This window comes from Streptomyces sp. NPDC020845 (assembly GCF_044334165.1).
GTDB lineage: Bacteria > Actinomycetota > Actinomycetes > Streptomycetales > Streptomycetaceae > Streptomyces.
Genome location: NZ_JBIRSJ010000007.1, coordinates 315,843 through 340,861, shown reverse-complemented (window position 1 = coordinate 340,861; position 25,019 = coordinate 315,843). Strand labels below are relative to the sequence as shown.

At 69.8% G+C, this 25,019-nt stretch carries 20 protein-coding genes; 7 read left to right on the top strand and 13 right to left on the bottom strand.

Annotated features, from left to right (window positions below):
* Window positions 1–58: 58 nt before the first annotated feature.
* A complete protein-coding gene (locus ACH4U7_RS20040; protein WP_398529204.1) occupies window positions 59–2,269 on the top strand; it encodes an ATP-dependent RecD-like DNA helicase in 2,211 nt (736 codons plus the stop codon).
* A 245-nt stretch (window positions 2,270–2,514) separates the two neighbouring features.
* Window positions 2,515–3,804, top strand: coding sequence for a citrate synthase (locus ACH4U7_RS20035; RefSeq protein ID WP_089506875.1), 1,290 nt, complete (start codon window positions 2,515–2,517; stop codon window positions 3,802–3,804).
* 586 nt (window positions 3,805–4,390) lie between these two features.
* Here ACH4U7_RS20035 and ACH4U7_RS20030 read toward each other — a convergent pair.
* The 3 genes from ACH4U7_RS20030 to ACH4U7_RS20020 all read right to left on the bottom strand — a co-directional run bounded on the left by ACH4U7_RS20030 (window position 4,391) and on the right by ACH4U7_RS20020 (window position 8,121).
* On the bottom strand, window positions 4,391–6,799 hold the full coding sequence (locus ACH4U7_RS20030; RefSeq protein WP_398529203.1) for a heavy metal translocating P-type ATPase: 2,409 nt from the start codon (window positions 6,797–6,799) through the stop codon (window positions 4,391–4,393).
* A gap of 237 nt (window positions 6,800–7,036) precedes the next feature.
* On the bottom strand, window positions 7,037–7,276 hold the full coding sequence (locus ACH4U7_RS20025; protein ID WP_398529202.1) for a heavy-metal-associated domain-containing protein: 240 nt from the start codon (window positions 7,274–7,276) through the stop codon (window positions 7,037–7,039).
* A gap of 185 nt (window positions 7,277–7,461) precedes the next feature.
* Window positions 7,462–8,121: a TetR/AcrR family transcriptional regulator gene (locus tag ACH4U7_RS20020; protein ID WP_398529201.1), complete on the bottom strand. Its 660-nt coding sequence runs from the start codon at window positions 8,119–8,121 to the stop codon at window positions 7,462–7,464.
* A gap of 177 nt (window positions 8,122–8,298) precedes the next feature.
* On the opposite strand from ACH4U7_RS20020, the gene ACH4U7_RS20015 reads away from it, so the two are divergent.
* Complete coding sequence (locus tag ACH4U7_RS20015; protein ID WP_398529200.1) at window positions 8,299–10,596, top strand: MMPL family transporter; 2,298 nt, start codon at window positions 8,299–8,301, stop codon at window positions 10,594–10,596.
* On the opposite strand, the gene ACH4U7_RS20010 is transcribed toward ACH4U7_RS20015, so the two are convergent.
* The 4 genes from ACH4U7_RS20010 to ACH4U7_RS19995 are packed head-to-tail and all read right to left on the bottom strand — an operon-like array spanning window position 10,586 to window position 14,750.
* Complete coding sequence (locus tag ACH4U7_RS20010) at window positions 10,586–11,407, bottom strand: carbohydrate ABC transporter permease (protein WP_398529199.1); 822 nt, start codon at window positions 11,405–11,407, stop codon at window positions 10,586–10,588. The genes ACH4U7_RS20015 and ACH4U7_RS20010 overlap by 11 nt on opposite strands.
* Window positions 11,408–11,411: 4 nt before the next feature.
* A complete protein-coding gene (locus ACH4U7_RS20005) occupies window positions 11,412–12,368 on the bottom strand; it encodes a carbohydrate ABC transporter permease (protein ID WP_398529198.1) in 957 nt (318 codons plus the stop codon).
* 13 nt (window positions 12,369–12,381) lie between these two features.
* Window positions 12,382–13,779, bottom strand: coding sequence for an extracellular solute-binding protein (locus tag ACH4U7_RS20000; RefSeq protein WP_398529197.1), 1,398 nt, complete (start codon window positions 13,777–13,779; stop codon window positions 12,382–12,384).
* Window positions 13,779–14,750, bottom strand: coding sequence for a carbohydrate kinase family protein (locus ACH4U7_RS19995; RefSeq protein ID WP_398529196.1), 972 nt, complete (start codon window positions 14,748–14,750; stop codon window positions 13,779–13,781). Before ACH4U7_RS19995 ends, ACH4U7_RS20000 begins: the two co-directional genes overlap by 1 nt.
* A 187-nt stretch (window positions 14,751–14,937) precedes the next feature.
* Here ACH4U7_RS19995 and ACH4U7_RS19990 point away from each other — a divergent pair, with 187 nt between their 5' ends.
* Window positions 14,938–15,699: a DeoR/GlpR family DNA-binding transcription regulator gene (locus ACH4U7_RS19990; RefSeq protein WP_398529195.1), complete on the top strand. Its 762-nt coding sequence runs from the start codon at window positions 14,938–14,940 to the stop codon at window positions 15,697–15,699.
* Window positions 15,696–17,063, top strand: coding sequence for a 6-phospho-beta-glucosidase (locus tag ACH4U7_RS19985; RefSeq protein WP_398529194.1), 1,368 nt, complete (start codon window positions 15,696–15,698; stop codon window positions 17,061–17,063). Before ACH4U7_RS19990 ends, ACH4U7_RS19985 begins: the two co-directional genes overlap by 4 nt.
* 18 nt (window positions 17,064–17,081) lie before the next feature.
* Here the strand turns inward: ACH4U7_RS19985 and ACH4U7_RS19980 are convergent, their stop codons facing one another.
* From ACH4U7_RS19980 to ACH4U7_RS19955, 6 genes are all read right to left on the bottom strand, one after another.
* Window positions 17,082–17,288 carry an AlpA family transcriptional regulator gene (locus tag ACH4U7_RS19980; RefSeq protein WP_089506867.1) on the bottom strand — a complete coding sequence of 69 codons (207 nt, stop codon included), beginning with the start codon at window positions 17,286–17,288 and terminating at the stop codon, window positions 17,082–17,084.
* A gap of 309 nt (window positions 17,289–17,597) precedes the next feature.
* Window positions 17,598–18,617, bottom strand: coding sequence for a Gfo/Idh/MocA family protein (locus ACH4U7_RS19975; protein WP_398529193.1), 1,020 nt, complete (start codon window positions 18,615–18,617; stop codon window positions 17,598–17,600).
* Window positions 18,618–18,659: 42 nt separating this feature from the next.
* Window positions 18,660–19,577 (bottom strand): sugar phosphate isomerase/epimerase family protein, encoded by a 918-nt coding sequence (locus ACH4U7_RS19970; RefSeq protein WP_398529192.1) that lies wholly within the window; start codon window positions 19,575–19,577, stop codon window positions 18,660–18,662.
* Window positions 19,578–19,799: 222 nt separating this feature from the next.
* Window positions 19,800–20,666: an ATP-binding cassette domain-containing protein gene (locus ACH4U7_RS19965; RefSeq protein WP_398529191.1), complete on the bottom strand. Its 867-nt coding sequence runs from the start codon at window positions 20,664–20,666 to the stop codon at window positions 19,800–19,802.
* A gap of 5 nt (window positions 20,667–20,671) precedes the next feature.
* The gene (locus ACH4U7_RS19960) at window positions 20,672–21,739 is read right to left on the bottom strand and encodes an ABC transporter permease (protein ID WP_398529190.1); all 1,068 of its coding nucleotides are present in this window, start codon (window positions 21,737–21,739) and stop codon (window positions 20,672–20,674) included.
* Between the two features lie 7 nt (window positions 21,740–21,746).
* Window positions 21,747–22,763, bottom strand: coding sequence for a sugar ABC transporter substrate-binding protein (locus ACH4U7_RS19955; protein ID WP_089507045.1), 1,017 nt, complete (start codon window positions 22,761–22,763; stop codon window positions 21,747–21,749).
* 290 nt (window positions 22,764–23,053) lie between these two features.
* On the opposite strand from ACH4U7_RS19955, the gene iolC reads away from it, so the two are divergent.
* Both iolC and ACH4U7_RS19945 read left to right on the top strand, forming a co-directional pair.
* Window positions 23,054–24,001, top strand: coding sequence for a 5-dehydro-2-deoxygluconokinase (gene iolC, locus ACH4U7_RS19950; protein ID WP_398529189.1), 948 nt, complete (start codon window positions 23,054–23,056; stop codon window positions 23,999–24,001).
* 118 nt (window positions 24,002–24,119) lie between these two features.
* Window positions 24,120–25,007 (top strand): deoxyribose-phosphate aldolase, encoded by an 888-nt coding sequence (locus ACH4U7_RS19945; RefSeq protein WP_398529188.1) that lies wholly within the window; start codon window positions 24,120–24,122, stop codon window positions 25,005–25,007.
* Window positions 25,008–25,019: the final 12 nt, after the last annotated feature.

Genomic DNA, 25,019 nt, shown 5'->3' with positions numbered 1-25,019 from the left:
GCACAGGGTTGTGCACAGGGCCCGGGGGCGTGTCGGCGTCCGGCGGTACCGTCGGGGCATGCTCAAACTCGCGGTGGTCGAAGGGGTCCTGGAGCGGATCACCTACGCCAATGAGGAGAACGGCTATACGGTCGCCCGGGTCGACACCGGCCGCGGCTCCGGCGATCTGCTCACCGTCGTCGGCTCGCTGCTGGGCGCGCAGCCCGGCGAGTCGCTGCGGATGGAGGGCCGCTGGGGCTCCCACCCGCAGTACGGCAAGCAGTTCACCGTCGAGAACTACACCACCGTGCTGCCCGCCACCGTCCAGGGCATCCGGCGCTATCTGGGCTCCGGCCTGATCAAGGGCATCGGGCCCGTCTTCGCCGACCGCATCACCGAGCACTTCGGCCTGGACACCCTGCAGATCATCGAGGAGGAGCCGAAGCGGCTGATCGAGGTCCCCGGCCTCGGCCCGAAGCGCACGAAGAAGATCGCCGATGCCTGGGAGGAGCAGAAGGCGATCAAGGAGGTCATGCTCTTCCTCCAGACGGTGGAGGTGTCCACGTCCATCGCCGTGCGGATCTACAAGAAGTACGGCGACGCCTCGATCTCGGTCGTGAAGAACGAGCCGTACCGGCTGGCCGCCGATGTCTGGGGCATCGGCTTTCTGACCGCCGACAAGATCGCCCAGTCTGTCGGCATCCCGCACGACAGCCCCGAGCGGGTCAAAGCCGGATTGCAGTACGCGCTGTCCCAGTCGACGGACAACGGCCACTGCTTCCTCCCCGAGGAGCAGCTGATCGCGGACTCGGTCAAGTTGCTCCAGGTCGACACCGGCCTGGTCATCGAGTGCCTGGCCGAGCTGGCCGACGAGGAGGGCGTGGTGCGCGAGAGCGTGCCCGGCCCGGACGGCGGCGAGCCGGTCACGGCCGTGTATCTGGTGCCGTTCCACCGCGCCGAGATCTCCCTCGCCGGCCAGGTGCTGCGGCTGCTGCGCGGCGGGGAGGACCGTATGCCCGGCTTCCAGGACGTGGACTGGGGCAAGGCGCTCGCCTGGCTGGCTCAGCGCACCGGGGCTGATCTGGCCCCCGAGCAGAGCCAGGCCGTGCGGCTCGCGCTGACCGAGAAGGTCGCGGTGCTGACCGGCGGGCCGGGCTGCGGCAAGTCCTTCACCGTGCGGTCCGTGGTGGAGCTGGCGCGCGCCAAGAAGGCCAAGGTGGTGCTCGCGGCGCCCACCGGCCGGGCCGCCAAGCGGCTGGCCGAGCTGACCGGCGCCGAGGCGTCCACGGTCCACCGGCTGCTGGAGCTCAAGCCCGGCGGGGACGCGGCGTACGACCGGGACCGGCCGCTGGACGCCGACCTGGTGGTGGTGGACGAGGCGTCCATGCTCGATCTGCTGCTGGCCAACAAGCTGGTCAAGGCGGTCCCGCCGGGCGCCCATCTGCTCTTCGTCGGGGATGTGGACCAGCTGCCGAGCGTCGGCGCGGGCGAGGTGCTGCGCGATCTGCTGGCCGACGGCAGCCCCGTCCCGGCGGTGCGGCTGACCAGGATCTTCCGCCAGGCCCAGCAGTCCGGCGTGGTCACCAACGCCCACCGGATCAACTCCGGCGCGCCGCCGATCACCCACGGCATGCCCGACTTCTTCCTGTTCGCCGAGGAGGACACCGAGGCCGCAGGGAAGCTCACGGTGGATGTGGCGGCCCGTCGGATCCCCGCCAAGTTCGGCCTCGACCCGCGCCGAGACGTGCAGGTCCTGGCCCCGATGCACCGCGGTCCGGCGGGAGCCGGGACGCTCAACGGCCTCCTCCAGCAGTCCATCACCCCCGCCCGGCCGGATCTGCCCGAGCGGCGCTTCGGCGGCCGGATCTTCCGCGTCGGCGACAAGGTGACCCAGATCCGCAACAATTATGAGAAAGGGGCCAATGGGGTCTTCAACGGCACGGTGGGCGTCGTCACCTCCCTCGACAGCGATGAGCAGCGCCTGACCGTGCTGACCGACGAGGACGAGGAGGTGGCGTACGACTTCGACGAGCTGGACGAGCTGGCACACGCCTATGCGGTGACCATCCACCGCTCACAGGGCAGCGAGTACCCGGCCGTGGTCATCCCGGTGACCACCGGCGCCTGGATGATGCTGCAGCGCAATCTGCTGTATACGGCGGTGACCCGCGCCAAGCGCCTGGTGGTGCTCGTCGGCTCGCGCCGCGCCCTGGGGCAGGCGGTGCGCACGGTGTCGGCGGGCAGGAGGTGCACCGCACTGGACCACCGGCTCGGCGCGTTCGGCACCTGAGGTTCGGTGAGCTGCGGTGGATTCGGTGGATTCGGTCATGAAGTTCGTGCGTGAGGTTCGGAGCGAACGTGTCGGGAGGGTTTCCGGACCGTCACGAACGGGGCAGGATGGCCGTGGACGCGGCACTCAGTGCCGCCAAAAGGCCCTTCGGCCGACCCCGAGTGCACGTTCATCGTCCGAATGGGGGAAGGTGGGGGGAGTCAGGGCACCTCGAAGAAGAGAACCAGACGTCGGTGAGGGATGACGTGAGTGACAACTCTGTAGTACTGCGGTACGGGGACGGCGAATACACCTACCCGGTGGTCGACAGCACTGTCGGCGACAAGGGCTTCGACATCGGCAAGCTTCGCGCCCAGACCGGTCTGGTGACCCTGGACTCCGGTTACGGCAATACCGCCGCCTACAAATCCGCGATCACCTATCTCGACGGTGAGCAGGGGATCCTGCGCTACCGCGGCTACCCCATTGAGCAGCTGGCGGAGCGCGCCACGTTCCTCGAGACGGCCTTCCTGCTGATCAACGGGGAGCTGCCGACCGTCGACGAGCTGGCCGAATTCCGCGACCAGATCACCACACACACGCTGCTGCACGAGGACGTCAAGCGGTTCTACGACGGCTTCCCGCGTGACGCCCACCCGATGGCGATGCTGTCCTCCGTGGTCAGCGCGCTGTCGACGTTCTACCAGGACAGCCACAACCCGCACGACGAGAAGCAGCGCTACCTCTCCACGATCCGGCTGCTGGCCAAGCTGCCCACGATCGCGGCGTACGCGTACAAGAAGTCCGTCGGCCACCCGTTCGTCTACCCGCGTAACGACCTGGGCTACGTCGAGAACTTCCTGCGGATGACCTTCTCGGTCCCGGCGCAGGAGTACGAGCTCGACCCGATCGTGGTCAGCGCCCTGGACAAGCTGCTGATTCTGCACGCCGACCACGAGCAGAACTGTTCGACCTCCACGGTCCGCCTCGTCGGCTCCTCGCAGGCCAACATGTTCGCCTCCATCTCGGCGGGCATCAACGCGCTGTGGGGTCCGCTGCACGGCGGCGCCAACCAGTCCGTGCTGGAGATGCTGGAGGGCATCCAGGCATCCGGCGGTGACGTCGACACCTTCATCCGCAAGGTGAAGAACAAGGAAGACGGCGTGAAGCTCATGGGCTTCGGGCACCGCGTCTACAAGAACTTCGACCCCCGGGCGAAGATCATCAAGTCGGCGGCGCACGATGTCCTCTCGGCCCTCGGCAAGTCCGACGAGCTGCTCGACATCGCGCTCAAGCTCGAAGAGCACGCCCTCGCCGACGACTACTTCGTCTCGCGCAAGCTCTACCCGAACGTGGACTTCTACACCGGTCTGATCTACCGGGCGATGGGCTTCCCGACCGAGATGTTCACGGTCCTGTTCGCGCTCGGCCGGCTGCCGGGCTGGATCGCCCAGTGGCACGAGATGATCAAGGAGCCGGGCTCCCGCATCGGCCGTCCGCGCCAGATCTACACGGGCGTCGTCGAGCGCGACTTCGTCCCGGTGGAGCAGCGCTGACACCGGGTGCCAGGTCCCGGGCCGGGGGCACCTCCCAGCGGTAGCTGGGGGCGAACCGGAGGGGCGCGGCCGCTGTCGAAAGTGGAGAGCGCGCGGAGGCCCTGAGGTACGAAGGGCCGAGCACGGTCGACCGTCGACAGGGGCTGTAGCGCCCCGGAGGCGAACCGAGCCCTGAAAGGCTGCAGAAAGCGCCCCGCTGCCGATCCCCCCACGGGTCGGAGCGGGGCGCTTCCATTCCCGGTTACGGATTCCCCCCACGGGATCCGGCCGGGGGTCTGTTGGCCGCGTAAAGCCCACAGAAGCCCACACTGTCGTCACGCACAACGCGAGCTGCCGGGACGCGTACGTTACGGGAGGGCCGCTCAAAGCTCCCCGGGTACGTCGCCCCGGCCACGCGTAGTGGGATCCGTCCCCCAAGACGAACCCTCACCGCCCCATTAGACTCCCCACCCCCCGTGATGGTTACGTTCGGTCGCGTGTGATCTGCGTCTCTTGCCATATGGGGGCGTAAAAGGGCAAGAGCCTCGTTCTGAAGATCAAGGCTCCGGTGTATGGGTGTTGTGCGGCTTATGGGGACTTGGTGAATCTATGGAGATTCGGTGAAGGTCCGCAGTCGCAGGCTGTTGGTGACCACGAAAACCGAGGAGAACGCCATCGCGGCGCCCGCGATCATCGGGTTGAGCATCCCCGCCGCGGCGAGCGGCAGCGCGGCGACGTTGTAGCCGAAGGCCCAGAAGAGATTGCCCTTGATGACGGCCAGGGTCCGGCGCGCCAGCCGGATCGCGTCCGCGGCGACCCGCAGATCGCCCCGTACCAGCGTCAGATCCCCGGCCTCGATGGCCGCGTCCGTCCCCGTGCCCATCGCCAGGCCCAGGTCGGCGGTGGCCAGGGCGGCCGCGTCGTTGACGCCGTCGCCGACCATCGCGACCGTACGGCCCTCCTCGCGCAGCCGCCGGACCACGTCCACCTTGTCCTGCGGCAGCACCTCGGCGATGACCTGCTCGATGCCCACTTCCCGGGCCACCGACTCGGCCACCAGCCGGTTGTCGCCGGTCAGGAGCACCGGGGTCAGGCCGAGCCCGCGCAGCCGGGCCACGGCCTCGGCGCTGGTCTCCTTGATGGCGTCGGCGACCACCAGCACGCCCCGTGCCCGGCCGTCCCAGGCCACGGCGGCGGCCGTGCGCCCCTCCGACTCGGCCGCGGCCTTTGCGGCCGCCAGTTCCTCGGTCAGCTCGGTCCCATGGGCCGCGAGCAGCTTCTCCCGGCCGACGAGGACGGTGTGTCCGTCCACGACGCCCTGGACGCCGAGCCCCGGGATGTTCTCGAAGCCGTAGGCGGCCGGCAGGGCGCCGGTGCGGGCGGTGGCCCCCTCGGCGATGGCGCGGGCCACGGGGTGCTCCGAGGAGTGCTCCAGGGCCCCGGCGAGCCGCAGGAGCTCGTCCTCGGTCACGCCGGGGGCGGTGTGCACGCCGTAGAGCCGCATCCGGCCCGTCGTCACCGTGCCGGTCTTGTCGAGGACGACGGTGTCCACGCGGCGGGTCGACTCCAGGACCTCGGGACCCTTGATCAGGATGCCCAGCTGGGCGCCGCGCCCGGTGCCGACCATGAGGGCGGTCGGAGTGGCCAGGCCCAGGGCGCACGGGCAGGCGATGATCAGTACGGCCACGGCGGCGGTGAACGCTGCGGTCGCGTCGCCGGTCAGCAGCAGCCAGACCAGCAGGGTGCCGACGGCGATGAGGACGACGATCGGCACAAAGACCCCGGAGACGCGGTCCGCGAGGCGCTGCACCTCAGCCTTGCCGTTCTGTGCGTCCTCGACCAGCGCGGCCATCCGGGACAGCTGGGTGTCGGCGCCGACGCGGGTGGCCTCGACGACCAGGCGGCCCGCGGCGTTCACGGTCGCGCCCGCCACGCTGCCGCCCACCGCGACGTCCACCGGCACCGACTCGCCGGTCAGCATGGAGGCGTCCACGGCCGAGGCGCCCTCGACCACCGTGCCGTCCGTGGCGATCTTCTCGCCGGGGCGCACCACGAAGCGGTCGCCGACGGCCAGCCGGGAGACCGGGATACGGACCTCCCGACCCTCGCGCAGCACGGTCACGTCCTTGGCGCCCAGCTCCATCAGCGCACGCAGCGCCGCGCCCGCCCGGCGCCTGGCCTTCGCCTCCAGATAGCGGCCGAGGAGGATGAAGACGGTCACCCCCGCGGCGGCTTCCAGGTAGATCGAGGACGACCCGTCCGTACGCGCGACGGTGAGGTCGAAGCCGTGGCGCATGCCGGGCATGCCCGCATCGCCGAAGAACAGGGCCCACAGCGACCAGCCGAAGGCGGCGAGGGTGCCGAGGGAGACCAGGGTGTCCATGGTGGCCGCGCCGTGCCGGGCGTTCGTCCAGGCGGCCTTGTGGAAGGGCAGACCGCCCCAGACCACGACGGGCGTGGCGAGGGCGAGGGACAGCCACTGCCAGTACGTGAACTGCAGCGACGGCACCATCGCCAGGAGGACGACGGGCGCGGAGAGGGTGAGCGAGACCAGGAGGCGGTGGCGCGGCGCATTGGTCTTCGCGTCGGTCTTTGCTTCGGTGCGCGCGCTGGTCTCCGCCACGGCGGAAGCGGCTGCTTCGCCCTGTGTGGCCGCTCCGGCTTCCGCCGTGGCACGGTCGGGCGCGGCTTCGGGCTCGGGCTCCGGCTCAGGTTCGCGCTCGGGTTCTGCGGGCTTCGGCGGCTCGGCGGTGTAGCCGGTTTTGACGACGGTGGCGATCAGATCGGCGATCTCGATCTCGCCGCCGTAGGTCACCCTGGCCTTTTCGGTGGCGTAGTTGACCGTGGCGGTGACGCCGTCCATGCGGTTGAGCTTCTTCTCGACCCGCGCCGCGCAGGAGGCGCAGGTCATGCCACCGATGGCGAGCTCCACCCGGGAGGTCGCGGCCGCTGCCGACGGGGCCTGCTCCGCCGTCGGTGTCCGCTCCGTCGCGGCTTCGGGGGCCGTGCTGGTCATTCTGGGTCTCCTGGGAGGAGGGCCGGGCCGTGCGGGGCGCCGCCGCGCGGCCCGATAGGGGTGTCCTCGGGTTTACGACCTGGGGACCGATAGGGATCGGCGTCGCGACGCCCGGCACGGCCGCTCGCGGCGTTGCCGAAACGCCCTAGTAGCTCCGCTACAAGGACATTCCAGCGCCTTGCGATCGACCGCACCGGACGCCGCTCCTTCTCCCGATCCCTATCGCCCCCCAGGTCGTCAGGCCCGGCCGGTGAGTTCGTAACCGGCCTCGTCGACGGCGGCGCGCACGGCCTCGTCGTCGAGCGGGGCGGCGGAGACGACGGTGACCTGGCCGGTGGCGGCGACGGCCTTGACGGAGCTGACGCCGACGATGGCGGAGATCTCCTCGGAGACGGCGCCCTCGCAGTGTCCGCAGGTCATGCCGGTCACCTGGTAGACGGTGGTGATGCCGGACGCGGTGGTGGCCTCGGAGCTCATGTCTTCTCCTGTGCGGTGAGCGGGTGGACTGCGGCTGTGTTCATCGGTGTCCAGGGGACGCGGGATCCTCCTGTGTCCCCTGACAATGACAGCATAATACCCCTAGGGGGTATGAAGGGAGGGGTGTCGCCCACCGGTGTGATTCAACGGACTCCGGTCAGCGGGCTCCGGCCAACGGGCGGCGGTCAGGGAATGCGGGACGGGGTCTCGGTGCCGATGATCGGGGCCAGATAGCCGTGGAGGGATGCCTTCAGCTCCTCGATGTAGGCGGCCTGCTCCTCGCCCTCATGGCTGAGTACCAGCTCGAGACCGGCCTTGAACAGGGAGAACACCATCGTCGCGGTGCGGGTTCTGCGCTCGGCGGACAGCTCGGGCTGGATGAACCCGATCAGCTCCTCGAGGCGGGCCTGTAGGGCCACATGCAGCGCGTCATGGTCCTCGGTCATGACGCCGGGGATGTCGCCCGAATGGATGAGCGTCAGGAAGACGGGGTTCTGGCAGTTGAACTCGACCAGAGGGTCGACGACCGCGTCCAGCATGTCGCCGAGGGGGAGCGAGGCGTACTCAGGGGTGAAGAGCACGCCGTGGGCCTCGCGCATCCGGTGGGTCAGGCGCTCGCCGAGCTCTACGGCGATGGCCTCCTTGTTCGGGAAGAACTGGTACAGCGTGCCGGGGGAGACGCCGGCCTCGCGGGCGATGGCGTTGGTGCTCGCCGAGGCGTAGCCCGTCCTGCGGAACACGTTGGCCGCGGCGTCGAGCAGCTGCTGGATGCGGCGCTCGCCGCGCGCCTGCCTGCGGCGCGGCTTCGCCTCGCCGGCGGGCTGTCCTGCCTTGGTCTCGGTCACGCGGTTATCCCCAGCTCTCGGTGGTTCATTGACAAACACGAGTACCCGCTCGCATTCTTGAGAAATGCGAGCGGTCGCTCGTGTTTGCCACTCCTTGGGCAATCGTCGACCCATGCTGCCTGCCTGCCGCCGCACCGGTGAGGCCCGCATGGACACAGGTGAAGGGGACACCGCGCTATGACCGTTGTCAACCGGCCGCACAGGGGCCGGACGCGAGGCTGGACGGGAGTGGTGACCGCCCGCCCGCGGCTGACCCTGCTGCTCGTCCTGCTGTTCACGGCGCTGGCCGTCGTGGCCGGAAGCGGGGTGGCCGACCGGCTGGGCAGCGGCGGTTGGCAGGACCCTGCCGCCGAGTCGGCGTACGCCACCAAGGCGCTCGAGAAGCACTTCCCCGCCTCCCAGCCGAATCTGCTGCTGATGGTCGACAGCGGCAAGGCGACGGTCGACGCCCCGGCGGTCGCCGCCGAGGGCCGGGCCCTCGCCAAGAAGCTCGCGGGCGAGGAGTCGGTCACCGGCGTCACCTCCTACTGGGACGGGGCCGCCGCCCTGCGCGACAGGGACGGGCGCGAGGCGCTGATCGCCGCGCGGATCGTGGGCGACGAGAGCGCCGCCGCGAAGGTGCTGGACCGCATAGCCCCCGCCTACCGGGGCGACCACGGGCCGGTGAAGGTCACGATCGGCGGCCCGGTCGCGGTGCGCCATGAGCTGCAGACCACCATCCAGGAGGATCTGCTGCGGGCCGAGATGATCGCCCTGCCCATCACCCTGCTGCTGCTCGTCATGGTCTTCGGCAGCGCGGTCGCGGCCCTGCTCCCGCTGGGCGTCGGCATCATCGCGATCCTGGGGACCGACGCCGTGCTGCGCGGCCTCACCGAGTTCACCGATGTCTCGGTGTTCGCGCAGAACCTGACCACCGCGCTCGGCCTCGGGCTCGCCATCGACTACGCCCTGTTCATCGTGCGGCGCTTCCGGGAGGAGCTGGGCCAGGGCGCGGAAACGCTGCCCGCCATCGCCACCACGCTGCGCACCGCGGGGCGCACGGTGCTGTTCTCCGCGATGACCGTCGCCGTCTCGCTCGCCGCCATGCTGGTCTTCCCGCAGTACTTCCTGCGTTCGTTCGCCTATGCGGGCATCGCGGTGGTGGTGATCGCCGCGGCGGCCGCGCTGGTGGTGCTGCCCGCCGCGCTCGCCCTGCTCGGCGAGCGGGTGAACGCGCTGGACCTGACCCGGGTGTTCCGCCGCCGCTCGGAGCGGGGCGAGCCGGGAGCGGGCTGGGGCCGGGTGGCCCGGCTGGTGATGCGCCGGGCTCCGCTGTTCGCGCTGGCCACCGCCGGCGGTCTGGTGGTCCTCGGACTGCCCTTCCTACGGGTGGAGTTCGGCACCGCCGACGACCGCCAGCTGCCCGCGAGCGCCGAGTCCCACGTGGTCCAGCAGCACATCAGGGAGAACTTCCCCGGCAGCCCCGGCGGGTCGATCGACATCCTGATCGACTCCCGGCCCGGCTCCCGACCCGACCCGGCGGCCCTCGCCGACTACAGCGGCAAGATCTCGGCCCTGCCCGGAGTGGCGCGCGTGGACAGCCCGGCCGGCCAGTTCGCGGGCGGCCGGCGGGTGGCGGAGCCCGGCCCGGTGGAGGCGGCGCGCGCAGCCCGCGGGGCGGCGTATGTCACCGTGCTGTCCAAGGGCGAGATCGTGGACCAGACGAGCCAGCAGTTGGTGCGCGACATCCGCGCCCAGCACCCGCCGTTCACCGCCTCGGTCACCGGGGTCGCCGCGGTGCTGGTGGACAGCAAGGACTCCATAGCCGACCGGCTGCCCTGGGCCCTGGCCATCATCGTGGTCGTCACCCTGCTGCTGGTCTTCCTGCTCACCGGAAGCGTGCTGATCCCCCTCCAGGCGGTGCTGCTCAACGCCCTCAGCCTCACCGCGATGTTCGGGGCGGTGGTCTGGGTCTTCCAGGAAGGGCACCTCTCCGGCCCGCTGTCCTTCACCAGCACCGGGGACATCGAGACCACGCTGCCGGTGCTGATGTTCTGTGTGGCCTTCGGTCTTTCCATGGACTACGGCGTCTTTCTGCTCTCCCGGATCAAGGAGGAGTACGACCGCACGGGCGACCACCGCGCGGCCGTCGAGTTCGGCGTGCGGCGCACGGGCGGGCTGATCACCGCCGCCGCGGTGATCCTCGCCGTCGTCATGGTCGCCATCGGCACCTCGCGGGTCACCAACACCAAGATGCTCGGCCTCGGTATCGCCCTGGCCGTCCTGATGGACGCCATGGTGGTGCGCAGCCTGCTGGTGCCCGCGGTGATGCGGCTGACCGGGCGGGCGACCTGGTGGGCCCCGGGTCCGCTGCGCCGGCTGCACGCCCGTATCGGCCTCAGCGAGGGGGAATCGGCCGGCCCGGCGACCGGCGCCGCCCCCGTCGAGGAGGTCGTCGGCGCCGAGCCCCGCGCCGAGCGGGTCACTATCCCTTGACCGCGCCCGAGAGCATCCCGGAGATGAAGTGACGCTGCAGAAAGACGTACAGGAGCACCACGGGCAGGGCGACGATCACCGAGGCGGCGGCCAGCAGCGAGAACTGGGTGGTGTGCTGGCCCTGGAAGAAGGCCAGCCCCAGCGGCACGGTCCGCTTGGCCTCGTCGGTGATCATGACCAGCGGAAGCAGAAACTCGTTCCAGGTCCACATGAACACCAGCATCGCCATGGTCAGCAGGGCCGGTCGGCCGGCAGGCACCAGGATCCCCCAGAGCACCCGCCAGTCCGAGGCGCCGTCGAGCCGGGCCGCCTCGATCACGCTGCGCGGCACCGAGCGGAAGAAGTTCCGCATCCAGAAGACGCCGAAGGCGAGCGACTGGGCGGTCTGCGGCAGGATCAGCGACCAGTAGGTGTCGCTCAGCCCCGCATCGCGCAGGTCGAAGTAGAGCGGGATGACGAACGCCTCGGGCGGGACCATCAGCCCGACCAGGGTGAGGTAGAACAGCGCGGACCGGCCCCGGTACTGGAAATGGGCGAAGGAGTAGCCCGCGAGGATCGCCAGCACGCTCGTCAGCAGCACCACGCTGACCGCGACCAGCACGCTGGAGCCCAGATATGTGCCGAAGTGGCCCTGGGACCAGGCGGCGGCGAAGTTCCCCCAGTCCAGGCTGGACGGCCAGGTGAAGGAGGACGAGGACTCCTCGGCCGGGGTGAGGGCGGAGGACACCACCCCGACCAGCGGCAGCAGCGCGAGGCCGGCGAAGACCGTCAGGATGGCGTAGTTCAGCGCGCGTTCACGCCGGGTGATCATCGGCTCAGGACCCCTCTTCGGACTCGTCGGGCTGGAGCCTGGTGATCAGGAAGGTGAGGACCAGGATCAGCAGGGTCAGCGCGACCGCGATGGCGCAGGCGGAACCGACCTGGCCGGTGTTGAAGGCCCGGTTGTAGATCTGATAGGCGGGCAGGCTGGTGGAGTTGCCGGGGCCGCCGTGGGTGGAGACGTACACCAGGTCGAAGGTGCGCAGTGCGGCGATCACGGTGAGGGTGAGGGCCACCGTGATCTGGCCGCGCAGGCCGGGAAGGGTGACGGCGAAGAACTCCCGGACGGCCCCGGCGCCGTCGACCTTCGCGGCCTCGTACAGCTCGCGGGGTATCTGACCGATCCCCGCGGTGAACAGCACCAGGCACAGGCCGACCTCGAGCCAGGTCCCGATCAGGCCGACCGCGGGCAGGGCGGTGGAGAAGTCGCCGAGCCAGGCGCGGGTGACCGACTTCAGGCCCACGGCCTCGAGCACCTGGTTGAGCACGCCGTCGGGCGCGTAGATGGCCGTCCACGCGGTCGCGGTGACCACTTGGGCGATCACCTGCGGCAGGAAGAGCAGCGCGCGGAACACCGAGACGCCGCGCATCCGGGCAGCGCGGGTGGTGGCCGCCGCGAGTACCAGCGCGAGGGCGACGGGGATGGCCGCGTAGAAGAGGAGGAGGACCAGGGAGTGGACAAAGCCGTCGCGCAGCAGCGGATCGCCGACGATCTCGGCGTAGTTGGCCGCGCCGGCCCAGGTCGAGGCGGACAGACCGTCCCAGTGATACAGGGAGATCTGCACCACCTGGCCCAGCGGGATCAGGATGAACAGGGTCAGGACGGTGAGGGCGGGCAGGGCGTACAGATAGCCCTTCCAGGACCGGTGGCCGCGGCGCCCGGCCGGGCGCCCGGGGCGGGCGTCGGCCGGGCGCTGCTTGCGCGCGGTGGTACGGGAAACGGTGATCGACATGGTCGGGCGGGACCTATCGGCTCTTGAGGAAGGAGTCGTGGTCGGTCTGGAGCGTCTGACCGAACTTCTCCGGGCTGATCTGCCCGGCCATCAGCTCCTGCACGGCGGCGGTCAGGGTGTCGTAGAAGGTCGGCGTGGTGTAGTCGAGGTAGGGCAGCAGTCCGTCCTTCTCGCTGACCGACCTCCAGGCCGCGAGCACATCGGCGTGGACGGTGCCGGACCGCGGGGAGTAGGAGGCGGGCGGCAGCGCGGGGAGGTTGCCGTAGTCCGCGCTGAGCTTCATGCCGTTCTCGTCGACCAGGAAGTTTATGTAGGCGGCGGCAACGTCCGGGTGCTTGGACTTGGAGGTGACCGCCCAGGCCAGGCCCTCGCCGCCCTGGGTCACCGGGGTGTCCCCGGCCTTCGGGGACAGGGCGGTGAAGCCGAGCTTCTCGGCGCCCATCTTGGTGGCCAGGCCGGCGGCCTGCCAGGTGCCGTCGACCAGGAAGAGGGACTTGCCCTCGGCGAACGCGGCGGCGGCCTGGTCCTTGCTCTGGCCGTTGAAGCCCTTGGTCAGATAGCCCTTCTTCGCCCAGTCCCGCAGGACGGTGGCGGCCTTGACGGTGCCCGAGCCGGTCCACTTGGCGCCCTCGGAGAACACCAGCTTGCGGACCTCGGACTTGCCCGCGGTCAGGGCCTGCACGACTCCGAGCAGATGGATGCCCGGACTTTTGTCGGCGTTGCCGTAGGACAGGGGCAGCAGCCCGGACGCCTTGGCCTTGGCGAGGGCGGTCTGGAAGTCCGCCAGGGTCTGCGGGGGCTTGAGGCCCAGCGACTTGAGCTTGGCCTTGTTGTAGTAGACGCCGACGATCTCACCGGTCTGGGAGACGCCGTAGAGGCTGCCGGTCTTCCACGTCTTGCCGTCGCTGGAGAACCTGTTGAGGTCCAGCAGCTGGGCCGGGTAGGCGGTGTCCCAGTGGTACGTCTTGGCGTAGCGGTCGACCGGCTGGAGCAGCTGGGCCTTCACGAAGGTGCCCATGTCGGGGTAGCCCTGGTTGGCCTGGACGACGTCGGGCGGGTTGGCGGAGGACAGGGCCAGTTTCAGGGTGGTCTTCAGGTCGGCGAAGGACCGGGAGACGCGCTTGACGGTGACGTTCGGGTACTTCTCCATGAACGCCTTGTTGAGCGCCTTGGTCGAGTCGTCGGTGCCGGGGTCGGTGTTCTGGTCCCACACCGTGAGGGTGACCTTGCCGGCCTTGGCCGGATCAGTGGAGACCGGACCGGCGCTCTTGTCCGCGCCGCTGCCCGAACCGCTACTGGAACCGGGGGCGCAGGCCGCGGCCGCGGTGAGACAGGCGGCGGCGAGCGCCACGGCGGCGTATCGGCGGCGGCGGGTGCCATGGCGGCGTGAGGACGGAGTTCTGTCGTTCATCAGCGGTTCTCCTGGTCCTGAAGGGCGGCCTGGAAGAGGGCGCGGTCCTGGTCGGGAAGGTCACTGCCGGGCATCCGGTCGAGGAAGGCGCGGATGGCGGCTGGCGTGGGGGCGCCGGCGGCTCCGCCGAGCGTCCGTACGGACATCGAGGCGCAGATCGCCGCGTATCTGAGCCGGCTGGTGAGCGGCCAGCCGTCCTGGAGCAGGGCGGTCATCAAGGAGGCGGTGAAGACGTCGCCGGCTCCGGTGGGGTCGGCGGCGGTGACCCGTGGGGAGGGAACACGGACCAGGCCGCCGGTGGCCGGGTCGAGGCTGACCGCGCCGCGGGGGCCGTCGGTGACGACGACCAGCGGGACGTGGTCGGCGAGTACCTTGACGGCCTTCTCGACGGAGTCGGTGCGGGTGTAGTTCATCGCCTCGGTGGCGTTGGGGACGAACACATCGACGTCGCCGAGCCGGGTGAGCAGGTCCGGGGACCACGTCCCGGTGGGGTCCCAGCCGACGCCGCCGACCACGAGCGTGCCGCGGGCGCGCAGCTCCGTGGCCCAGCCGGGCAGTGGTTCGGCGATGCCCAGGTGCAGGACGCGTACGCGGGGCAGCTCGCCGTCCCAGGTGTCCGGGCGGTGGGCGGCGTCCTCCTCGTAGGTGATGAAGGCGCGGTCGTGTTCGTTGGCGACGGCCACCGTGATCGGGGTGTGCACGGAGGGGTTACGCCGCAGCCAGCGCAGGTCCAGGCCCGGCTGGGTACCGAGGACGGCGGCGAGGTGGTCGCCGAACAGATCGGTGCCGATCACGCCGAACAGCCCGGTCTCAAGGCCCTGTCGGGCGGCCGCGACGCAGCGGGTGGCGGTCCCGCCGGCGGCCACCGCGAACCGGTCGGCGTAGACCTCGCTGCCGGGCGAGGGGAGGTGTGGGACACCGCCGAAGACGAGGTCGCAGAAGACCCCGCCCGCGAAGAGAGCATCAAGCAAGGGAGCACCTTTCCATGCGCCGTCCATCCGCCGTCCATCCGCCGTCCATGCGTCGCCGTCACGGCGGCTGTGTCCGGTGGGTGCTCAACTATGAGCAATGAGATCCGCTGATGACAAGATTCGGTCAGTAAAGTGATTGTTTCTTGCCACGATGACCGAAGTCAGTCATCGGTGCTACCGTCAATGCGTGACTTCGAGAAATCGGCATGCGAGAATCGTGGAGTCGCTGCGGGCGACCGGCGTCGCGTCGGTGCGCGACCTGGCCGAGAGCCTCCAGGTGAGCGAGTCCACCATCCGGCGTGATCTCAAGCAGCTGGATCAGGACGGAGAGCTGGTACGCACCTACGGCGGCGCGGCCTTGACCGCGCGTCAGTCCCAGGAGGAGCCGCCGTTCGACGTCTCGGCGTCGCACGACCAGGCGATGAAGCAGCGCATCGCGGAGCACGCCGCCGCGCTGGTCCCGGACGACAGCGTGGTGGTGCTCGACATCGGCACCACCACCCCGCTGGTCGCCCGCCGGCTGCGCGGCCGTCCGGTCACCGTCATCACCAGCAGCCTGGCGGTGCTGGACGAGCTGCGCGACGACGACACCGTGCGGCTGGTGCTGCTGGGCGGTGTACTGCGGCGCAACTTCCGTTCGTTCGTCGGCTCGCTCACCGAGACCGCGATGCGCCAGGTCAGCGCCGACCTGGTGTTCCTCAGCTGCACAGGGGTGCGCGCCAACGGCCATGTGGTGGACAACATGGCGGTCGAAGCGCCGATCAAGCAGGCCCTGATCGAGGCCGCCGACCAGGTGGTGCTGCTCGCCTCCGAGGCGAAGTTCCCCGGTTCGGGCTCCTTGCGCCTGTGCTCCCTCTCCGACATCGACGTCCTGATCACCACGCAGGGCGCCGATCCTCAGACCGTCCAGCTCTGCCGCGAGGCGGGCGGAAAGGTGATCTCCGCATGAAACTGTCCATCCTCGGCGGTGGCGGCTTCCGGGTGCCGTACGTCTACCAGGCCCTGCTGCGTGACCAGGGCTCGCCGCGTATCGACGACGTCTGGCTGTACGACACCGACGCCGAACGGCTGAAGGCCATGACCGACGTGCTCGCCCGGTTCGCCGACGGCCACCCCGACGCCCCGAAGGTCACCGCGACCACCTCGCTCGACTCCGCCCTGGAGGGCAGCGACTTCGTCTTCGCCGCGATCCGGGTGGGCGGTCTCGCGGGCCGGGTGTGCGACGAGCGGGTGGCGCTCGACCTGAACGTACTCGGCCAGGAGACCACCGGGCCCGGCGGCCTCGCCTACGGGCTGCGGACCATCCCGGTGATGATGGACATCGCCCGGCGGGTGCGGGAGTTGGCGCCCCAGGCGTACGTCATCAACTTCACCAACCCCGCGGGGATGATCACCGAGGCGATGCAGAGCGTGCTCGGCGACCGGGTGCTCGGCATCTGCGATACGCCGTCCGGCCTGGGCCGCAGGGTCTCCACCGCGCTCGGACTCGACGCCTCCCGGGCCCAGTTCGACTACGTCGGCCTCAACCACCTGGGCTGGATGCGCCGGGTGCTGGTGGACGGCGAGGACGTACTGCCCCGGCTGCTCGCCGACGACGACCTGCTCGGCGACTTCGAGGAGGGCGTGGTCTTCGGCCGCGAATGGCTGCGCGACCTCGGGCTGATCCCCAACGAGTATCTGTACTACTACTACTTCAACCGGGACGCGGTGCGGGGCATCCTCGACGCCCCGCGCACTCGCGGGGAGTTCCTGTCCCGTCAGCAGGGCGAGTTCTACGAGCGGGTGGCGCAGGCGGCGGGCGCGTCGCCGGTGGAGCTGTGGCGCGAGACGGTCGCCAACCGCAGCGCCAACTACATGGCCGAGGCCAAGGGCACGGTGCAGGGCGAGACAGAGCCCGATGAGGCGTTCAGCCCCGACCCCGCCCACCAGGGGTACGCGGGGGTGGCGCTCTCCGTCATGGCGGCGATCAGCCGCAATGAGCGCGCCACGATGATCCTCAACGTGCGCAACGGCACCACGATCGCCGCGCTGCCCGCCGACGCGGTGGTCGAGGTGCCCGTGACGGTCGACGCGAACGGCGTCCACCCGCTGGCCACGACACCGCCCGACCTGTCCCAGGCGGGGCTGATGCAGCAGGTCAAGGCGGTGGAGCGGCTGACCATCAGCGCCGCGCTGACGGGGTCCCGGGCGGACGCGGTCAAGGCGTTCTCGCTGCACCCGCTGGTCGACTCGGTCACGGTCGGCCGGAAGCTGCTGGATGGCTACATCGACCGCATCCCCGAGGTCGCGGCGGTGTTCCACCGCTCCGCCTGACGGCGTCCGCCCGGGAGCCTAGTCTCTCGGCTCACGCCGGGAGCGGTTGCCGGGTCTGAGGGTCACCCAGGTCCGGATGGTGTCCGCGTACCAGTACGGCTTGCCGCCCTCCACGTGATCGGGGGGCGGCAGCAGGCCGTGCTTGCGATATGACCGTACGGTGTCCGTCCGCACACCGATGTGCGCGGCGATCTCCTTGTACGACCAAAGCCTCCGGTCGGTCATCTCTCGCGCCTTCCTGCGGGCGCCGCAGTCAACGGTCCACCAAGGGCCGTTGGGGGGAGCTGCGGCGCGACCGCTTGTGATCACTCAGCCTGTGCCCGGTCAACGACGGTGAGTGACGCCCGGATAGGCGTTGTTGAACGTCTGTGACGGAAGGATCGCGGAGATGTGACGGCCGTGACAGCCGAGTGACCCAGTGGGACAACGCAGGGTGACCCAGCGTGAGAACACCGGGTCACCCTGCCGCACTGTGCGAGGTGACTCAGCCGTAGAACGGCTCAGGCAGTAGAACAGCTCAGGCAGTAGAACGGCTCAGGCGTAGAACGCGGGGCGCTCGATCATCTCGACGGCCGTGCGCTCACCCGTGGTCTGGGCCCGGACCCCCGCCGCGCTGACGGCGGCCGCGGCATAGCCGTCCCAGGTGCTGGGGCCCTCCACCTCGCCGCGCCGGGTGGCGTTCACCCAGGCCTGTACCTCGCGGTCGTACGCCTCCTCGAAGCGGGCCACGAAGTCCGGGGCGATCTCGCCGCCCCAGCCGCCCGTGCGGTTGATCAGCATGCCGTGGGCGTCGCCGACGCGCGCGGTGCCGCGCTCGCAGACCGCCTCGGCCTGCACCTGGTAGCCGAAGCCGCAGGTCGCGAAGATCTCGACGTTGACGAGCGAGCCGCCGTCGGTCTCGAAAATCACCAACTGCGGGTCGCTGAGCCCTTCCGGGGCGTGTGCGCTGGGGGTCGGGCGCAGCACGGTCACCGCGGTGATCTCCTGCTCCAGCAGCCAGCGGGACTGGTCCATCTCATGCACCACCGAGTCGGTGATGAGCATGTCGCTGGTGAAGTAGGAGTGCACGGAGGCGTTGCGGTGGCGGCAGTGCAGCAGCAGGGGGCGCCCGAGCTCGCCGCCCGCGAGCAGCGACTTGAGCTTCATGAACTCGCTGTCGTAGCGCCGCATGAAGCCGACCTGCACCCGGCGGTGGCCCAGCCGCTGCTCGGCCTCCAGCACCCGCAGCGCGGACTCCGGGTCCGGGGTGAGCGGCTTCTCGCACAGCACCGGCAGATCGTGCTCGAAGGCGGTCAGCAGCGCGGCCTCGTGGGCCGGTCCCGGCGAGGCGATCAGTACGGCGTCCACGTCCGGCGCGGCCATGGCGGCGGCCGGGTCGGTGTAGGCCGCGGCGCCCTCGACACCGTCGGCGACATGCTTGGCGCGCGCCTCGTCGATGTCGACGACGGCGGCCACCCGCGCCCCGCTGATCACGTCGTTGATCCGACGGACATGATCGGCGCCCATCATGCCGGTCCCGATGACGGCGACCCCGAGCGTCCCCTGCTGCGTCATGGTGTGTCTTCTCTCCCTGTTCCGGTGTGGCGGGTGAAAGCGTCAGGCGCCGCAGGAGCGCAGGAAGCGGCGGGTGCGCTGGGCGATCGGGAACGGCTTGTCGGGCGGGCAGGGGTACATGTCCTGCTCGACGATGGCGAACAGATCCACGTTCAGCTGCTGGGCCGTGGTCAGCACGGGTTCGAGGGCGGGGACGCCGTTCGGCGGTTCGCACATGACCCCGCGCTGGACGGCGGGCCCGAAGGGCACCTCGTTCTTGACGACGTCGGCCAGGATCTCCGGGTCGACCTGCTTGAGGTGGAGATAGCCGATGCGCTCGCCGTATGTCTCGATGAGTTTGACGCTGTCGCCGCCGCAGTAGGCGTAGTGCCCGGTGTCCAGACAGAGGTTGACCACGTCGGAGTCGGTGGAGTCGAGGAAGCGGGCGACGTTCTCCTCGCCGTCGATGTGGGTGTCGGCGTGCGGGTGGACCACGATGTCGAGCCCGAAGCGCTCTCGCACCTGGCGGCCCAGCCGCTCCATACCGGTGGACAGATGGCGCCACTGCTCGGCGGTCAGCTGCGGGGGCTCGATCAGCTCGGCGGTCTTGTCGTCCCGCCAGAAGGACGGGATGACGACCAGATGGCGGGCGCCCATGGCCTGGGTGAGCCCGGCCACCTGGGAGACATGCTCCCAGGTGGCGTCCCAGACGCCGGGGCCGCGGTGCAGGGCGGTGAAGACCGTGCCCGCCGAGACCTTCAGATTCCGCCGGCCGACCTCCTCGGTGAGCCGCGCCGGGTCGCTCGGCAGATAGCCGTACGGGCCCAGCTCGATCCACTCGTAGCCCGCCTCGGCGACCTCGTCGAGAAAGCGCTGCCAGGGGACCTGCTGTGGGTCGTCGGGGAACCACACGCCCCAGGAGTCGGGGGCCGAACCGACCCGGATGCGGCCTGGGGCGGGTACGGGGGAGGCGGCAGTCATGAAGGGGAACTCCTCTCACCGGTCGTCGGCGACCGGGGAAGGGGGGCGTGCGGTGCGGGTGGGGCTGTGGTGCGGGTGGGGCTGTGGTGCCCGGGTGATGCTGTTTTGGGCAGCTTCATGGGCCGGGTGGCCATCCGTCAAGGCTTCGTCAGGACATTCGGACGTAAGGTCAGGATGCCAGGAGATGGGGCGAGCCGGCGGGACGAGTCGGCGGGGCGGGGGTCAGACGGAGGGGGTCTGCACCGTTTCCGGCAGCTCCTCCACATCGACCCCGCGGACCTGCGCGAGCTCATGCTTGAGCGCGGCCAGTTCGGCCCCGCCCGCCATGTGGTTGGTGAGCTCTTCCAGGGTGACGTCCGCGCGGGCGGCGTTCAGCTCCAGCGCACCGAGCCTGAGCACCGAGAAATGGTCGCCCACCATATAGGCGTGGTGGGGGTTGTGGGTGATGAAGATGACGCCGAGCCCGCGCTCGCGCGCGGCGGCGATGTACTTGAGCACCACCCCGGACTGCTTGACGCCGAGCGCCGCCGTCGGCTCGTCCAGGATCAGCACCCGGGCGCCGAAGTACACGGCCCGGGCGATGGCCACCGACTGGCGCTGGCCGCCGGAGAGGGTGCCGATGGGCTGGTCCAGGTCGTCGAGGTGGATGCCCATGGCGGACAGCTCCTCGTCGGTGATCCGCTTCATCCGCTCGATGTCCAGGCGGCGCACGGGCCAGGGGCCGCGGGTCAGCTCGGAGCCGAGGAAGAAGTTCCGCCACACCGGCATCAGCGGCACGGTGGCCAGGTCCTGGTACACGGTGGCGATGCCGAGGTTGAGGGCGTCGCGCGGGTTGGACAGGCGCACCGGATTGCCGTCGACGAGGAATTCCCCCTCGTCGTGCTGGTGCAGCCCGGACACGATCTTGATGAGGGTGGACTTGCCGGCGCCGTTGTCGCCCAGTACGCAGGTCACCTGGCCCGGCCGTACGGCCAGGTCGATTCCGCGCAGCGCGCGGACGTTGCCGTAGAGCTTGCCGACTCCGTTGAGCCGGACCACCGGCTCCGGGCTCCGGCCCGCGGCGGCTTCCTTGGTCACGTTCGTGGCCATTGCCATCACCTCCTGGTCGCCTGGCGGCGCACCCACAGATTGACCAGCGTCGCGAGCAGCAGCATCACGCCGACGAAGAACTTGAACCAGTCGGGGTTCCAGTTGGCGTAGACGATGCCCTGGTTGACCATGCCGAAGATGAAGGCGCCCAGGACCGCGCCGATCGCCGAGCCATAGCCGCCGGTGAGCAGACAGCCGCCGATCACCGCCGCGATGATGTAGTAGAACTCGTTGCCCACGCCCTCGCCGGCCTGCACGGTGTTGTACTCGAACAGCAGGTGCATACCGACGAACCAGGCCGCGAAGCCCACGGTCATAAACAGCGCGATCTTGGTGAAGGTCACCGGGACACCCACGGCTCGGGCGCTCTCCTTGGAGCCGCCCACCGCGAAGATCCAGTTGCCGAACTTGGTGCGCAGCAGCACCCAGGTGGCGATGGCCGCGAAGAACAGCCACCACAGCACGGTGATCTTCACATCCATGCCGCCGATCGAGATCTCGGAGGCGAAGACCGACTTGGCCTGGTCGAAGCCGTCCATGTCATTGATCGTGTCGGTGGCGACATTGTCGGTCAGCAGCTTGGTGACGGCCAGGTTGGCGCCCTGGAGCATCAGGAAGCTGGCGAGGGTGACCAGGAAGCTGGGCAGTCCGGTCTTGATCAGCAGTATGCCGTTGATCAGGCCCACGAGGAGCGAGACGCCCAGGGCGACCACGACTCCCACCCACACGTTGGTGGTGAGCTGGAAGCTGAGCATGCTCGCGGTCAGTGCCGAGGAGGTGACGGCGACACCGGCCGACAGGTCGAACTCGCCGCCGATCATCAGCAGGGAGACGGCCAGGGCCATGATGCCGATGGTGGACCCCTGATAGAGGACCGTGGCGAAGGAGTCGGCCTGGCGGAAGGTCGGGGCGGCGGCGAAGAAGAAGATGTAGACGCCGATGGCCGCGGCCAGCGCACCGATCTCGGGGCGGGCCAGCGTCCGGCGGATCAGCGAGCGCTCGGTGGTGCGGGCCTTGTGGACGGTGGGGGAGGCCGGCGGCGTCGCCGCCGCCGGCGTCGTGGTCTGGGTCATCGGGCGATCACCGGGTGCCCTTCGCGGCGAACTTGGCGATGGTCTCCACGTTGTCCTTGGAGACGAAGGCGGGCCCGGTCAGGACGGGCTTCTCGCCGCCGCCGCTGAAGTTGCCGTTGACCTTGTAGAGCCACAGCGAGTCGATCGACAGATAGCCCTGGAGATACGGCTGCTGGTCGACGGCGAACTGCACATCGCCGCTCTTGACCGCGTTGACGAGGTCCTTGTTGAGGTCGAAGGTGGCGACCTTGGCCTTGCCCCCGGCCTCGTCGGCGGACTGGACGGCGGTCAGGGCGAAGGGGGCGCCGAGGGTGACGACGTAGTCGATGCTGGAGTCCTGCCTGAGCTTCGCGGTGATCGTCGACTTGACCGACGGCATATCGGTGCCGTTGACGTAAAGGTTCTCCGTCTTGCCCTTGAAGGTCTTCTTCACACCGGCGCAGCGGGCCTCGAGGGCGACATGGCCCTGTTCCTGGATCACACAGATGTTGTGCTTGGCGCCGATCTCGTTCAGCCGCTTGCCGAAGGCCTGGCCGGCGATGTTCTCGTCCTGGCCGAAGTACTCCAGCAGGCCCATGTCCTTCCAGTTGTCGAGTCCGGCGTTGAAGCCGACGACAGGGATGCCGGCCTTCTCGGCCTTCGCTATGACGCCCTTCATGGCGTCGGGCTTGGCGAGGGTGACCGCGATGCCGTCGACGTGCTGGTCGATGGCGTTCTGGATGAGGTTCGCCTGGTCGGCCGCGTTGGGGTTGCTGGAGTACACCAGGTCCACGTTGTCCTTGGCCGCCGCCGCCTTGGCGCCCTTGCGGATGGTGTCCCAGAAGGTGTCGCCCGGTGCCGCGTGGGTGATCATCGCGATCTTCAGCCGGGGGGTGTTCGCCTTGCCGGCGGAGATGTCGTCCGAGGCTTCCTGGGCCTTCTTGCCGCCACTGCTGCTGCTGCAGCCGGTGGCGATGAGGACGCCAGCCGTGACCAGGGCAGCCAGGGCCGAAGCTCTGCGGGTTCGGTTGATTCTGAGGTCCATCTGTTCCAGCACCTCTCAAGCCGGGACCGTTGTTGACACGGCCGTTGCGAAGGGGAGCCAACTCCCCGGGGCCGCCGGCTGTCAAGGGTTTGTCATGACAACATTTCATCTGGACGTAACGAGGCGATAACGTCGCCCATCGGCGCCCTTGATAGGTCCGAATGTAAGGACAAATTCTTGACAGGGGGTGGGGGACACCCTTAGACCTGAAGGGCCACAGCCGCCCGCACATTGCGCGGACCGTGAGCCTGAGCTGCCGCCTGAGCTGCGTCTTTCCTGAAGGGGTACGCATGAGTGAGCCGTACGACCTGATCACGATGGGCCGGATCGGGGTGGACATCTATCCCCTGCAGATCGGTGTCCCCCTGCCGCAGGTCGAGACGTTCGGCAAATTCCTCGGCGGCTCCGCGACCAATGTCGCGGTGGCCGCCGCCCGGCTCGGCCGCCGCACGGCGGTGATCAGCCGCACCGGGGCCGACCCCTTCGGCGAGTACATCCACCAGGCGCTGCGCGAGTTCGGCGTGGACGACCGCTGGGTCACCCCCGTCGACGCCTACCCCACCCCCGTCACCTTCTGCGAGATCTTCCCGCCCGACGACTTCCCGCTGTACTTCTACCGTCGGCCCAAAGCCCCCGACCTGGAGATCCACCCCGGTGAGCTGGACCTCGACGCCGTACGCGCCGCCCGGATCTTCTGGATGACCGGCACCGGCCTCAGCGAAGAGCCCAGCCGCGCCGCCACCCTGGCCGCCCTGGAGGCGCGCGCCAAGGCCGGCCCGACCGTCTTCGACCTGGACTGGCGGCCGATGTTCTGGCCGGACCCGGCCGAGGCCCGCCCGTACTACGCCCAGGCGCTGCGCCACGCCACCGTCGCCGTCGGCAACCTCGACGAATGCGAGGTCGCCACCGGGGTGCGGGAGCCCGCGGCCTGCGCCGAGCGCCTGCTGGAGGCCGGGGTGGAGCTGGCCGTCGTCAAACAGGGCCCCAAGGGCGTACTCGCCGTACACCGCGACGGCACCACGGCCGAGGTGCCGCCGGTCCCCGTCGAGGTCGTCAACGGCCTGGGCGCGGGCGACTCGTTCGGCGGATCCCTGTGCCACGGCCTGCTGTCCGGCTGGGGCTTGGAGCGCATCATGCGGTACGCCAACGCCGCGGGCGCCATCGTGGCGTCCCGCCTCGCCTGCTCCTCCGCGATGCCCACCGAAGCCGAGGTCGAGGCCCTGCTCGCCGGGGACTGACCGCAGGTGACCAGCCATCCCTTCTCTTGATCACCCGCCCCTCGCCCCCGGCCGCCGCCAGGCTGCGGGGATCGAGGGGAGGACGTGATCTCATGAACGCGACTGCGAGGAGCCCGTCTTGAGCATCAGTATCTCCGACCTGGTCAAGGTGCGGACCCGGCACCCGGAGGCGATCGCCGAGGCGGCCGCCCGCCGCGTCCGGCGCCCCCTCGTCGGCGACAGCGGCCGTCTGATGATCGTGGCCGCCGACCACCCCGCGCGCGGCGCCCTCGCCGTCGGAGGCCACAAGCTGGCCATGGCCAACCGCACCGAACTGCTGGAGCGGCTGTGCGCGGCGCTGTCCCGCCCCGGCGTCGACGGCGTGCTCGCCACCGCCGACATCCTCGAGGACCTGCTGCTGCTCGGTGCGCTCGACAACAAGGTCGTCATGGGCTCGATGAACCGCGGCGGCCTGGCCGGCGCCTCCTTCGAACTCGACGACCGCTTCACCGGCCACCGCCCCCAGGACATCGCCCGGCTCGGCTTCGACGCCGGCAAGCTGCTGCTGCGCATCGACTACTCCGACGAGGGCTCGCTGACCACCATGGTGTCCACGGCCAGAGCCATCGACGAGATGGCCGAGCGGCGGCTGCCCATCTTCGTCGAGCCCTTCATCTCCCGCCGGATCGACGGCAAGGTCACCAACGACCTGAGCGCCGAGGCCGTCACCAAGTCCATCGCCATCACCTCCGGGCTCGCCGGGACCTCCGCGTACACCTGGCTGAAGGTGCCGGTCACCGAGGACGCCGACGACATGGCCGCCGTCATGGAGACCTCCATGCTGCCCGCGGTGCTGCTCGGCGGGGACGTCGGCAAGAGTCCGCGGGACCAGGAGGGCGCGTACGAGAAGTGGCGCAAGGCGCTGAGCCTGCCCACCGTCCAGGGCCTGGTGGTCGGCCGCGCGCTGCTCTACCCGGCGGAGGGCAGCGTCGAGCAGGCCGTCGACACGGCCGTCGGACTGCTGTGACGGCTGTGGCGG